This is a genomic window from Dyadobacter sp. HNCC25DJ187 (genome assembly GCF_056895255.1).
In genome coordinates, this window is record NZ_JBXHAT010000001.1 from 483,424 (window position 1) to 497,067 (window position 13,644).

The window sequence follows — 13,644 nt, forward strand, 5'->3', positions numbered from 1 at the left end:
CAAAGCACGAAATTACTGGTTTGCTTTGGAAGATTCAGCTTTTATCTGACATTGTTTGGAAATCAAAAGCTTCAGCGTATGTCCAGCAACTCCCTGTTTATAATTGCACCTGCCATGCTGCCGGCGGCTACCACATTGGCCACAGAACGCATCATCAAGGAATTATCACCTGCAGCATAAATTCCGGCAATATTGGTTTTCTTAAAATGATCGGTTGCGATATAGCCATGCTCAGTCATTTCGCATCCCATTTGTTCCGGTATATTGCAATGCTGTTCAAATGGGAATCGGGCATATAATGCTTTGAGAGTAAGGCTACTGCCATCTTCGAAGCTGATGTTATTTACATATCCTTTTTCATGTATAATCTGAGCAATAGGTAACTGATTTACCACGACGCCCATTTGATCTAACTTTTCAAAAGTTTCACTGTCAAAAGTCGCTGCTCCATTGGTAAGCACGGTGAGCTCCGGAGTCCAGTTTCTGATCAGAGATGCAAATTCGAGTGTTGCAGAACCATTCACCCAGATGCCGGTTTTCTCGTTTCTTACTTCATAACCATGGCAATAGGGGCAATGGATCACACTGATTCCCCAGCACTCACGCACACCCGGAATTTCAGAAAGCAAGTCTCTTACACCGGTTGCAAATAAAACCTTGGATGTTTCAAACTGCTCCCCATTTTCAGTTTCGACTACAAAATTACCATCCGTTCCCGTTACAGACGTAGCCGTGCCGTTTAAAAATTCCACGGTAGGGTAGGACAGAACCTGATCTCTGGCAATAGACGCCAGTTCAGCCGGGGTACTTCCGTCGCGTGTGAGGAAGTTATGGGAATGTGGGGTTTGCGCATTGCACGGCTTACCCGAATCTATGATCAGAACATGTCTCAGCGCTCGTCCCAGAGACATGGCCGCTGCAAGTCCGGCATAACTGCCACCAACAACAATAACATCTGATTTTTTTTGTGTTGCCATCTTTTTATGTTTTATTGTGTCTCAAAAGTGAGACACATATGGTCAAAAATTTTATAATCCTATTCCCTTACTGAATGAATACCACGCCAAATTCCGAACCTTTTGCTTGTCTGCAATACTGTCCATATTTGTAGTTGCTTCTACAATACTGTAAAAAAAAGAATCGATCCAGCACATACTCAACTCTTTACTGATCAATCCTCTTTCCTGAAGCGACAACATATGTATGCGCCAAAGCGAGGTCGTCCGGTCATACTCTTTGCAGGTTTTTGTCTGACTTTTGTGTTGATGTCCATATTGATGATGTAACTTCCTCAGAAATGCACTCTTAACGCCACATTCCAAGCCAGCGTTAAACATGTTTTCCAAGCGGACTAAGGGTTCATCACTTAGTTGATAAGCAGACTCATTGGCTATACGACAGGCTTTTTGCATCTCGGTTTCACATTCGACCATCAACTCCTTTCTGTCGCGAAAATAACGATGCAGCGTCCGGCGGGTTGTCCCTGCTTTCTCTGCCACTTTTTCTAGCGGAGCAGAGAAATCTTCATTGAAAACAATAATAGCCGCTTCCACAAGCGCATGTCTGGTATCTTGAATCATCGGACAAATATAAGCATGTCTCAGATATGAGACAATCAATTGCAAAAATAAATCGCAGAGGAATTTCCGTCTCTGCGATTTAGCAAACTCCTAAAACTATTTGGCTTATATATTATTCAATTCTGCTTCGGTGAATGCCTTTTGACGTCCTGAAAGTTTCTTCCTCACTTTCGCTACATCCTCGGTAGATACCTGATCCGAGTTATTTCTCCATGACTTACGTATGTAGCTCAGTAACTGCGCAATGTCTTCACTCTGCATATCAGGATCGTATCCTATTCCCGGCATATCCCCGCTGATCTCAGGTGCCTGATATACATGGCCATTGACCTTCACAGGACCGGTCAGTCCAAATAAAACGATAGATATCAATTTATCACGATTTCCCGTTACCCATTCCGACTGATTCAATGGAGGCCCTAAGGATTTCACACCATTACCATCAATACCATGGCAGGTTTGGCAGATCGATGTAAAGAGCGCTTCGCCTTTTGGAAATTGTTTCTTTAATATTTCAGGATTGCGATTGGCAGCAGCACTTTTTGCATTGGCAATTGCTTTTTGAAGCTGCTTCGCTACGAACGGATCGGTAGTTTTAAGATCACTTTTCAAACTTACCAAAAATCCTTCTTCCTCATCCTGCAGGTTGCTCACTACAGCATCTGCCACATATCTGTTATCCGGATAAGCAAGGGAGAGTTTTTTCAAAAGATTCATCGAAGCAGCACTATCAAACTGTTTGATTGACGGAGCAAGAAAGGCGACGTATGGCGCAGACAAAGTATCGTCTGACGATATTAACAGATCCAGCGCAGTCGTCAATTTCGCATAATTGTCTTTTGAAATGACCGACGGAACTGCAGTCAGCCCCTGCATTTTGAATGTCCAGGTAGGATTATTAACAAATGCCAGTACTTCTTCGATTTTCAAGGCTCCTAAACCTTCCAACGTCCACAGCGCATGCAATGCGAATAACGGACTTTCCTTTTGTCCAATAGCGGTACGTAAAAGAGGAATGATTTCAGTGGATTTGGTATCAATCAGCTTTTGTTGCGCCTTGTCGCGCACCCACCCGTTAGCATGTCCTAGCAACTTTACCAACTCCGCCGGACTTCCCTGTAGGGTTACATTCTGTGTTTTTTTACCCTTGGGCACTACCTTGTAAATTCTGCCACTTGCTAATGGCTGAGTCAACTCCCGTTTGCCGATCTGGTCTTTAAGGTAAGGAGTAAGGTAGGTTTTATGTTGAATAATTCCTCTGTACATATCCAGAATATACATGGATCCATCCGGTGCGTTAGTCAACGTGACCGGGCGAAAACGCTCATCAGTGCTTGCCAGGAATTCCTTGCCTTTATACGCTTGCTCGCCCTTTGTAACATAACCGTTTTCCTTCAGAACATTTCGCTTGATCAGATTGGCTGATGGTTCAGGAACAAAAGCATTCCACTCATACTCTTTTCCGAACAAATCTCCTCTGTAAATAACAGGTGCTGCTGCAGCTGTAAATTCATTCAGCTTAAGACTATCATTAAGCACGTTCTTCATATATCCGCGATTTACACCAGGTGTAGGACGGATGGGATAAACCTTGTTGTTTGCCACAGACTTTTCATTAAATCCGGCAACTCCTCTCTGATTCTTATTAGATGCTCCGAAGCCCGGTGAAAAATAATCCCCCAGCAGGTTCTGAGAATTATTATTATAGTAAACCCGCCCGTAATTGTCTTGAGTAATTCCCCACTGGCCCCTGAAATGCGTGTGCTCTACAACCCACTTATCTTTGACCCTGCGGTATCGTTTATCTGACTTTGCGTTGTAAATCCAGTTGTCCATCGTGCGCAACAAACCATTGGGCTGGTGCTCCACATTTCCTCCTACAGCATATTGATCATCCACCAACTGCTTTTTTACAGGCTTGTCACCCTGTATTTCATAGAACCATAAATTAGTCGGTTCAGCAACAAGAATACCATTATCAATCAGACAAATGGCTCTTGGCAGAACGAGCGAATCCAGAAAAACCTTACGGTCGTCATATATACCATCTTTGTTTTTATCTTCCAGGATAACAATTTTCCCGTTGGGAATATCTTCTCCCGTTCCGATTGTATCCGGCATATAACCGATCATTTCTACGACCCACATTCTGGCTTTGTCATCAAAAAGCATCGCCACCGGCGCACTAACGAGCGGTTCGGCTGCTACCAGCTTCACTTCAAACCCATCTTCAACCACCATTTTACTTATTGTCGCTTCCGGAGAAACGAATGGTGATTTACTGAAATCTGTGACCTGCACGTCTTCAGTCTTCACAACCTGAGTAGTCTGTCCACTTCCAGCTTGCCTATTGGCAGTACAGTAGAACAGTAGCGTCGAGAAACCGACTATCAAAAAAGGATACTGGTATTTTTTCATCTGGTTAATTATGCTTCAATAATGATCTGCTATTTACAGATCCTCACGGTGAATGAGTTTCAAATTTAATTCCTATAAATTGTCAATCGGCTTCATACTTTTTGTTAAATAGTTGATAATGAGCCAGGCCACGATGTAGGCCAGTCCGCATATAACAAAAAGAATGTTGTAACCAGCACCAATATTGCCTAAACCTTTATAATAATCCAGTAATGCTCCTACCAAAAGGGGGAAAAATGTAGAGCCTAGCGACCCCGCCATTCCTCCGATACCCACGACAGAACTAACAGCTCTTTTCGGAAACATATCCGAAACAATTGTGAAAATATTAGAACTCCAGGCCTGATGGGCGGCCGCAGCGATACTGATTATTCCTACAGCCACCCACACGTTTGTGGCAAATTTGGCCAATACGATCGGTAATACGACGAAAGCAACAATGAGCAAAGTCGTTTTCCTCGCTCTTAATGGTGCCCAACCTTTTTTTATCAAATAGGAAGACAGCCACCCTCCGCCAATACTTCCAAACGTTGTAGCCGTATAAACAATTACAAGGTGTATACTAGGTTTTTTAAGATCTAGCGAGAAAGTAGTAGCAAAATAGGCTGGCAACCAGAACAAGAAGAACCACCAGATAGGATCAGTGAGTAATTTACCAACAATAAATACCCAAGTCTGTTTCAATCCAAGTAATTCAGACCATTTAATCGGTTGCTGTACGCCTTCCGAAACAGTCTCGTTGTCGCTGTGGATATAGGCATATTCCTCAGCCGAAACCCTTTTGCTTTTAGATGGTATTTCGTAAAAAATGATCCAGAATACAAGCCAGATAAAACCGAGCGCCCCGGTAATGATGAATGCATCCTGCCATCCATAGGTACCTAATAGCCAGGGCACCAGAATGGGTGCTGCTACAGCTCCTATACTTGTTCCCGAGTTGAATATACCTGTTGCGAGTGCTCGTTCTTTTTTAGGAAACCATTCGGCTGTTGCCTTCACTGCCGCCGGAAAGTTACCGGCTTCACCTAGTCCCAAGATAGCCCTTACTGCACCAAAACCAAAGGTACTCTTTACGAATGCATGCGCGATGGCGGCAATGCTCCAGATCACAATAGATATTGTATAGCCTAATTTTGAGCCGATGCGATCAATAAAATTTCCGAAGAGTACATAACCGAATGCGTAACAGGCTGCAAATACCATGACAATATTAGCGTAGTCGCTTTCTGTCCAGTTAAATTCAACTTCAAGCGTAGGTTTAAGGTAACCCAGGATTTGTCTGTCAACGTAATTAATAGTGGTTGCAAAGAAGAGCAAACCACAAACCACCCAACGATAATTGCCGGTATTATTTTCTTTCATAGTGGAAAAGAAGTATACTACTTCACTTAGGGGAATAGGATGTAAATATGATCTCTGGCTATAAGACTACAATTTAGCCGTTTTACCCCTTACCACCGTTACCGGATTTCCAACAAAAGATATCCGCCATATACAACGGGTTGATAATATGGCGGATCAGTCAGTATGAATTTTTTATTTTAAGCAATAGGGTAGGCCTGTCGGGCTTTTTCCAATTCAGCCTCATTCGTAAGATCAAGCCTGAGCGGTGTAATGGATACAAAGTCGTTTTCAACTGCCCATCTGTCCGTTCCTTCATCGGCTGGTTCTAGTGGAAATACTGTAAACCAGTAATGCTTCCTGCCCATAGGATCAAGTCCTGGTTCTATGCGGTTATCATACAAACGGACTGATTGCCTCGTCCAGCGCACCCCCTTTGGATTTACCGGAAAATTTACGTTAACCAGATTGAGGTGTGGATTCTCAAACAATAAGGCCAGCGTTTTTTCTACGTAATTATCCAATTTCTCAAAATCGGGATCTATATCTCCGGCCGGAGTACTCAGCGCAATACCCTTTAAACCAAACAAAACAGCCTGTTTGGCAGCAGCTAATGTGCCGGAATGCCACATAGCATTCCCCAGGTTTGGCCCCATGTTTATACCTGAAAGTACAACATCGGGCTTGTCCCAAAGGTGTTGTCCCAAGGCCACACAGTCGGCTGGCGTACCGTTCACACGATAGGCATCAATGCCATCGAAATGTACAGGCGATTTCTTGTAAGACAAAGGCCTGGAAGCTGTAATGGCATGACCCATAGAGGATTGTTCAACATCCGGTGCAACAATTTTTACCTCACCAAATCTGGATGCAATTTTGGCTAATGCTGCAATACCCGGACTGTATATTCCATCGTCATTCGTTACCAGAATTTTCATATGCGTTTGTATTGTTTGGCACAGCACATAACAAAATTATGCCTGGTATATTTTTTATAAAATCATTGGTTATACACATAACATGACTATGAAACGAGCTACTCTTTTGCACAATCCAACTGCCGGCGAAAAAGACTTTTCTAAAAGCGAGTTGATGGAATTGATTAAGAAACAAGGCTTTGAAGTTACATATGCTTCTGTGAAGCAGGACGGGTGGGATGATTTTTCTGATAAAAGTGACTTTCTGATCGTGGCAGGAGGCGATGGTACTGTAAGACGTGCAGCCAAAGCACTTGTTAAACGTAGATTAATCGACAAGCAATATCCATTGGCTCTACTCCCTCATGGTACAGCTAACAATATCGCCGCAACATTAGGTATTGAAGGCAAAGAAAAGGATATTATTAAAACATGGCTGGAGAGTAAGCAAAAGAAATTTGATATCGGAAAGGTTTCCGGCCTTGAAAAAAATATGTTTTTCCTTGAAGCTTTTGGCTTTGGTATATTCCCCAGGCTCATCAAAGTGATGGATCAAATGGAAGACGAAATAGGAAAGGATGTAGATGAAAAGCTAAAGGCCGCTCAGGCAGTCCTGTATGATGTTGTGCTCAACTATAAGCCAAAAAAATGCCGTATTGTGGCCGATGGCAGTGAGCATACAGGGAAATATATTATGGTTGAAGTAATTAACACAAAGTCTATTGGTCCGAATTTGAAATTGTCAAACGGAGATCCCGGTGACGGAGAATTTGAAATCGTGTTAATACCTGATGAACATCAGTCAAAGTTCGAACAATTTCTGTTGAATCAGATCAACGGCGGAACTGATGAATTTGCATTTACAACGATCAAGGCTAAAAAAATACAGATAGAGTGGGAGGATGGAAAGGATATTCATATAGATGATGAACGCCTGAAATTGGATAAACCTTTAAAGATAACTATTGAAGTACTACCCGGTTTGTTAGAATTCCTAGTTACTCAAAGCGAAGCGGAAAAAGCTTAACCAATAACTTTTAGTTATAAGATATAACCTTTTATGATTGGACCCGGATATATACTGATGTTACATTTGTACTATCGAATCGGCATAAAGAAGTGCTTTAAAAAGAAATCAGATCAATTGTATAGAGTTATTAATACAGCAATTTACGATATACACACAGCTTGAAATGGCACAAATCATCAGCGGTTGCTGAGAATCGCAAAAAAGATTAAAAGCGCTTAAAGGAAGCTAAAAGGTTACAGAATTTTGGAATAATAGTACATAAACCTCCATTACTCGTGTAGTGGAGGTTTTTCTAAATCTTTTTACTCACAATAGAAATAGCTTCATTCACCCACAGCTGATGCATCTTTCCCGAAAAGTGAAGCCCATCTGTTGCTACCAAACTTTTATCGTTTAATGCTGTGCGTGACACCGGCGTAATGTCGATAAATACGATTCCCTGTTTCATACATTCCTCTCTTGCAATTTTATTAAACTGGTCAATTTCAACAGAAATCTTATTTCTGTCGGATCCGGATGCATAGGGTGTAACTCCCCAATCCGGAATGGAAAGAACGAACACTTTATTTCTTCCACCGTTACTGTAAGATACCGCCTTCTCCAAAAGCGTGTTAAATTCATTTCGGTATTCCTCAACACTTCTTCCCTGATATTGATTATTTACTCCGATTAGCAGTGAAACAAGATCATACTTCTGTTTGGGAGGAGTACCATCGAGCCGGTTGATCAAATCACGAGTGGTCCAGCCGGTACGTGCTATAATTTCTGCAGGCATTATTGCTTTTCCGGCTCGTTTCAATTCATTTACCATCAAAACAGGCCACCGCTGATCTTCACTTACACTTTGTCCTATCGTATAGGAATCACCCAAGGCCAGGAATCGAATGCTGCCTGTTTGCCCGTTACTATCTCCCGGAGCGATTGGAGGTTGCTCTGAACTGGTTTTACATGCTGTAAATACCAGGAATAGGGCAGTTATTATATTTACCAGCTTTATCATACTCTATTCTATCGAAAAGGTTGGATAGAGATATACTGGATAAATAGTTGTTTGGATTCATTCGGCAGGAGAAATTACGTCAGAAGAAATCCAGTCGACATAGAACCTGGAAAAAAGATCATCAAAATCCCTGAAGAATTAGTTGGTAAATGAGGAGCGCGACTCTATGCTGATGACAAAAAGTTCTGTCACGACCTTTTTTCCATGAATCTGGCCAAATTTTCATCAGCAGTCTTTCTAACCTTTGTTTTGAAGAAATCTGTCCAGCCAATCAGTAGCCCTGTTATTCCAAAGGCTTGTTTCGCCCAGGCGTAAAAATCGAATTGATCCATATGATTTACTATTTTCCCATCTTCTATCACAAAATCTGCGTGTACCCGATTAACAACTTTATTACCAGTTTTGGAAAAAGTATAAGAAGCCACCCAGTCTGCGGACGCTCCGCCAGCCTGATCTGTCACATTGGAGTAGGACAATTGAAAATCCTTTCCATTTTTACAAAGCATCTCCCACATGGCTTTGGCCTGATCGCTATCAAGACCTTGAAAGGCAGCATCGCTGAAGGTAGCCTGATCGGCATAGCATGATTGCATTGTTTTATAATCACCTTTTTTAAAAGCGGAATAAAACCGATCTATAAGTATTTCATTTTCAGTCATTTTTGTAGATGTTTAGCGAGAAAAGTTGATAGAACAAGTGAGATATTAATGAAAGCAATCATAAAGAATCTGATTAAATGTAGGAAAACTTTCTTTTCAACAAAGCCAATTTGGTATTTTTGATGCGTTGAAATGATCAGCCTGGGATCCGTTGAACTCAGAATTATATTGGCAAACCAAGAAAAGATGACTTACTGTCTCGGAATAAAAGTTAAAGAGGGCCTGGTTGCGATTGCAGACACCAGAATTACAGCAGGCACCAACACCACTGTTAAGAAGAAAATGTACATTACGCAGAAGGACAATTATTCATTATTTCTGATGACTAGTGGATTGCGGTCTGTGCGGGATAAGGCTGTACATTACTTTGAGGAATTGTTGAATGAAGGGGTTGTATATAACAAGCTTTACAAGGCAGTGAATGCTTTCGGGGAGCAGATCAAACGAGTTGCTGAAGAAGACCGGCAAGCACTTGAAAAAGCAGGCTTTAAGTTCAATCTGAATACTATTGTTGGAGGTCAACTTAAAGATGATGCCGAACATAAACTATTTCTTTTATATTCAGAGGGTAACTGGGTGGAGCTCGATGAGGGGTCACCATATGTAATTATAGGTAATTCCGGCCAGGGGAAGGCTATTCTGAACCGTGTGTTGAACGATGAATCCTCAATGAAGCAAGCTTTAAAAGCGGGATTTCTTTCGTTTGACTCAACCAGAGTGAGTAACAATGACGTTGAATTTCCTATAGATGTGGTACTGTATAAAAAAGACAGCTTTCAAATCGTGGAGCATCGTTATGAAAAGAAAGACCTGGAAATAGTGTCTGAAATATGGGCCGATAAACTCAAACAGGCTCTTGACGATATTCCTGAAGAATGGATGGACTCATCTTTTGACAAGATTCCTTAGCACAATTATAGAAAAAATGCCCGGTCACTAAACAATCAGCAACCGGGCATTTTTAATTATACTCTCTCTAAATCGTAGGATCCATACAAGGCTGCCAAAGAATCGATAATCTTTTAATATCCGACCATTAGCTATTACAGTTTATCATACACTTGCTGTCAGGAAAAAAGCGGGAGTTAAACCATAATCCTACATTTCAAGAAGGTTTTACATCTTTTCCCTGCCTTTTGGCAATGGATAAAAGTAAGGCCGGAAGCAAGATAAGATTTGTACACATGGCAACCAACAACGTGATAGAAACCATTACACCCATTGCAGCAGTACCGCCAAAGCTGGAAGCTGCAAAAATGATAAAACCGCAAAAAAGGATGACAGCGGTGTAGATCATACTCAGGCCTGTACCGAAAATTGAATTGGTAATGGCCTGAGATGGACTCATCCCTTTTTCATAGATCTCCTGGCGATAGCGTGTCAGGAAATAAACCGTCCCATCTGACGCTATACCAAATGTGATACTAAAAATCAGGATAGTAGTAGGCTTAAAATAGATGCCAAAATAACCCATAATACCTGCAGTGAGTGCTAATGGTATCAGACAGGGAAGCTTGGAAAGTAAAATGATAGGAACGGAACGGAACAAGACCATTCCTACAATAGCAATAAGTACAATTGCAATCAACAGACTTTCATAAAGATTACTCAGCAGGTAATCATTACTTTTCAGGAATACTAAGCTGTGACCAGTAAGACTTACCTTATATTGATCCGGACTGAAAATAGAATCTACCTTGGGCCTGATCTGATTCATTAATTCCTTAATTTTTTCTGATCCGACATCAGCCATCTGAAAGCTTACGCGTGTCACACTTTTATCCTCATTCAGGAAGGAATTGAGCTGGCGGGAAGCACCTTGTTTTCCTTCAACATACCCAGTAAGCTTGGCAAGTTCAAGTACGCCAGGCAGAGCGAAATATTTAGCATCCCCACCCCGGTAAGCCTGATAAAGAAATCTTGAACCCTGTACAACAGACAACGGCTTAGAAAATTCAGTAAAATTGGCCATTTCGTTTTGCAGTGCTTTGATCTTATATAATACCTTAGCCTGGTCGCCGAAGACACCATTTTTTACTTTTGTGTCGATCATGACCTCAAAAGGTAAAACGCCATGAAAGTTTTTTTCGAAGAAACGGAGGTCAGTATACACGATATCCTTTTTGGGCAGGTCATCCACCACATAGCCTATTGTTTCAATTTTGGTCATACCATAAGCAGAAACAAGGATCATCACTACCATCGAAATGTAGATTTCCTTTCTACGGTAGTGCACCAGTTTATTTACAGCTGACAGAAAACCAGCTGCCCATTTCCCATCCAAATGCTTCATATGCCGCGCTTTGGGCACGCTCATGTAATGCAAGGTGATAGGCAAAAGCATTAGGCAAAGTACATACGTGACCATGACGCTGATCGCAGCCACCACACCAAATTCCACCAGCAGGCTGCTGTTTGTAAAATAGAAAACACCAAAACCGATTGCAGTTGTGGTGTTGGCAAGGAAAGTGGATAACCCGATCTGACGAATCATTTCTCTGATCGCCTCATCTTTTGTCTTGTTATCCCTCAGCTCTGCCTGGTACTTATTGATCAGAAAAACGCAGTTAGGAACACCAATTACGATCAACAGGGGAGGAATAAGGCCTGTAAGTGCGGTGATCTTATATCCAAACAAATGTAGGATTCCAACTGAGAAAACTACTCCGATCAGTACCACCAGAATGGATAATAAAGTAAGCCGGAATGAGCGAAAAAACGCCCATAGAATCAACAAAGTAACAAAAACAGCCAGACCCATGAAGAGCTGCATTTCACCTGATATCTTTTTCATATTCACCGTACGGATATAAGGCATACCCGAATAGTGCAGATCAGCTGAATATTTAGTGGCAAACTCTTCCGCAATTGCTTCAATATCACTTACTATGGTAAGTCGGCGTTTGGAATTAAGTTCTTTGTCATTAAAGGTAACAACAATAAGCGTTGCATTAGATTCAGAATTCAAAACGAGGCCTTCGTAAATTGGAAGATTTAAAATCTCCTTTTTAAGACTGTCAACTTCTGTTTGTGTGGAAGGAATTTGTCTGATGACCGGCTCAAAATCAAATTGACGCAGACTGTCGTTTCGCACTGCCTTCTGCAGATTGGCCAGCGACAGAACACTTTTGATACCGTCCGTTTCCCTGATGCGTTGGGTTAGTTTACACCAGTCACGAAATTTATCGACTTCAAAAAGTTGAGGATCCTGCCAACCAATCACCATTACGCTGCCATCTTCTCCAAAAAGTTTTCGAAAATCCTGATATTCTTTTTCTACCGGATCTGTTGAGGGGAGTATTCTGGCAAATTGATATGACAGTTCAATTTTGTTGGCTTCGTAGGCCATGAAAAGGGTGGACGCGAGTACCAGTGCAACCCACATCATGCGATAGCGAATGATGCCGGTCGCGATTTTATTCCACATATGCTGTTCTTATTGATTTCAAAAGGGAGGCAAAGATATGAACTGCTACTAAAAATACCTCTAAATTGAATTAAAGCATTTTTACGCTACTTGAGTAGTATCTTTTCCAGGTGATGTGTTCCGATACCAAAAAAAGATTTAGCCTGTTGCAGTTTTGCAAGTATCTTTTCCTGCTCAACTTCTGACACCTTACCCTTCACGGCCGCAATCATCACATTCTTAGGCGTGTGTGCGTCGGAAATAAACTGAAATACCTTTGTTTTGTACCCGAAGTATTCCAGTATTAATGCTCGGATCCCGTCCGTAACCATTTCAGCTTGGCGTTCCATAAATATTCCGTGTCTGGTCAGGAAATCCACGTCATTCACTGCCTTGTTCTTCTCTATCTCTCTGCGAATCTGTTTGTGACAACAAGGCGCTACCACAATCAAATCTGCCTTTGCCGTAATACCTTTACTGATGGCGTCGTCCGTAGCTGTATCACATGCATGTAGCGCAATAAGAACGTTCATTTCAGATGCAGTAAAATCGTCAATCGTTCCTTGTACAAATTTCAGATTCTCAAAATCTGACCTGTCGGCGATCTGATTACAAAGATCTACCAGGTCGTCCCTGAACTCTACACCGGTTACTTCAGCGGGCCGGTTAGCTACTTGCGTGAGGTAATCATATAGTGCAAAGGTGAGATATCCTTTGCCCGAACCCATATCTACCACTTTCAAAAGGTCCTTTCGAGGCAGTTCCTTCACTAATGGGCTCAATATATCAATATAGTGATTGATCTGCCGGTATTTATCCTGTGCGTTCTTAAAAACCTTTCCATCCTTATCTGCGATGTTTAGCTCAGTCAGATAGGTCTTATTCTTGCTTGAAATAGGTCGGTTTTTTACTTTGTCGTGTTGCGTACCCGGAATCGAAAGGGTAGATGCGGCAGTTTGCTTCAGGAAAAATTCTCCTTTTTTATTTATATCCAACATAAAGTCCGCTGAGGTCGTAAGCAGATTACCGAATCTGAATCCCTCGTTTAGCCTTTCCTGAACTAAATTTATCCCTTCATCAATCCCATAGTTTTTGACAATATCTCTTGTTTTGTAACGATAGGTAAAGCTGAGTTTATATTCCCGCTTGATTTGTACTTTTTTTACATAAATATTCTTCAGCCCCTCTTCCTGTCCTTTGTAGTTTCCCAATGTAAGGCTCACAAAGGTATCATCTAGTAAACCCGACTGAATTTTCTGAATAAATTGACCGACGTTTGGTTGACTCATTGTA

At 41.7% G+C, this 13,644-nt stretch carries 11 protein-coding genes; 2 read left to right on the forward strand and 9 right to left on the reverse strand.

Annotated features, from left to right (window positions below):
* Positions 1 to 71: 71 nt before the first annotated feature.
* From AC1XUE_RS01890 to surE, 5 genes are all read right to left on the reverse strand, one after another.
* Positions 72 to 977, reverse strand: a complete 906-nt coding sequence (locus AC1XUE_RS01890) for an NAD(P)/FAD-dependent oxidoreductase (RefSeq protein ID WP_483354238.1) — start codon at positions 975 to 977, stop codon at positions 72 to 74.
* A 51-nt stretch (positions 978 to 1,028) separates the two neighbouring features.
* Complete coding sequence (locus AC1XUE_RS01895; protein ID WP_483354239.1) at positions 1,029 to 1,580, reverse strand: TetR/AcrR family transcriptional regulator; 552 nt, start codon at positions 1,578 to 1,580, stop codon at positions 1,029 to 1,031.
* A gap of 105 nt (positions 1,581 to 1,685) precedes the next feature.
* Entirely contained in the window at positions 1,686 to 3,998 is a 2,313-nt protein-coding gene (locus AC1XUE_RS01900; RefSeq protein WP_483354240.1) for a DUF7133 domain-containing protein, read from the reverse strand.
* 72 nt (positions 3,999 to 4,070) lie between these two features.
* Positions 4,071 to 5,396: an MFS transporter gene (locus AC1XUE_RS01905; RefSeq protein ID WP_483355988.1), complete on the reverse strand. Its 1,326-nt coding sequence runs from the start codon at positions 5,394 to 5,396 to the stop codon at positions 4,071 to 4,073.
* 143 nt (positions 5,397 to 5,539) lie between these two features.
* Positions 5,540 to 6,277: a 5'/3'-nucleotidase SurE gene (gene surE / locus AC1XUE_RS01910; protein ID WP_483354241.1), complete on the reverse strand. Its 738-nt coding sequence runs from the start codon at positions 6,275 to 6,277 to the stop codon at positions 5,540 to 5,542.
* 88 nt (positions 6,278 to 6,365) lie between these two features.
* Between surE and AC1XUE_RS01915 the strand changes: the two genes are divergently transcribed.
* A complete protein-coding gene (locus AC1XUE_RS01915) occupies positions 6,366 to 7,283 on the forward strand; it encodes a diacylglycerol/lipid kinase family protein (RefSeq protein WP_483354242.1) in 918 nt (305 codons plus the stop codon).
* Positions 7,284 to 7,578: 295 nt separating this feature from the next.
* Here AC1XUE_RS01915 and AC1XUE_RS01920 read toward each other — a convergent pair whose 3' ends face one another.
* Positions 7,579 to 8,286 (reverse strand): SGNH/GDSL hydrolase family protein, encoded by a 708-nt coding sequence (locus AC1XUE_RS01920; protein WP_483354243.1) that lies wholly within the window; start codon positions 8,284 to 8,286, stop codon positions 7,579 to 7,581.
* A gap of 188 nt (positions 8,287 to 8,474) precedes the next feature.
* The gene (locus tag AC1XUE_RS01925; protein WP_483354244.1) at positions 8,475 to 8,945 is read right to left on the reverse strand and encodes a nuclear transport factor 2 family protein; all 471 of its coding nucleotides are present in this window, start codon (positions 8,943 to 8,945) and stop codon (positions 8,475 to 8,477) included.
* A 186-nt stretch (positions 8,946 to 9,131) separates the two neighbouring features.
* Here AC1XUE_RS01925 and AC1XUE_RS01930 point away from each other — a divergent pair, with 186 nt between their 5' ends.
* Positions 9,132 to 9,854 (forward strand): proteasome-type protease, encoded by a 723-nt coding sequence (locus tag AC1XUE_RS01930; RefSeq protein ID WP_483354245.1) that lies wholly within the window; start codon positions 9,132 to 9,134, stop codon positions 9,852 to 9,854.
* Between the two features lie 196 nt (positions 9,855 to 10,050).
* Here the strand turns inward: AC1XUE_RS01930 and AC1XUE_RS01935 are convergent, their stop codons facing one another.
* Together AC1XUE_RS01935 and AC1XUE_RS01940 are read right to left on the reverse strand one after the other, a co-directional pair.
* Positions 10,051 to 12,372 (reverse strand): efflux RND transporter permease subunit, encoded by a 2,322-nt coding sequence (locus tag AC1XUE_RS01935; protein ID WP_483354246.1) that lies wholly within the window; start codon positions 12,370 to 12,372, stop codon positions 10,051 to 10,053.
* 86 nt (positions 12,373 to 12,458) lie between these two features.
* Positions 12,459 to 13,640 carry a class I SAM-dependent methyltransferase gene (locus AC1XUE_RS01940; protein WP_483354247.1) on the reverse strand — a complete coding sequence of 394 codons (1,182 nt, stop codon included), beginning with the start codon at positions 13,638 to 13,640 and terminating at the stop codon, positions 12,459 to 12,461.
* Positions 13,641 to 13,644 lie beyond the last annotated feature (4 nt).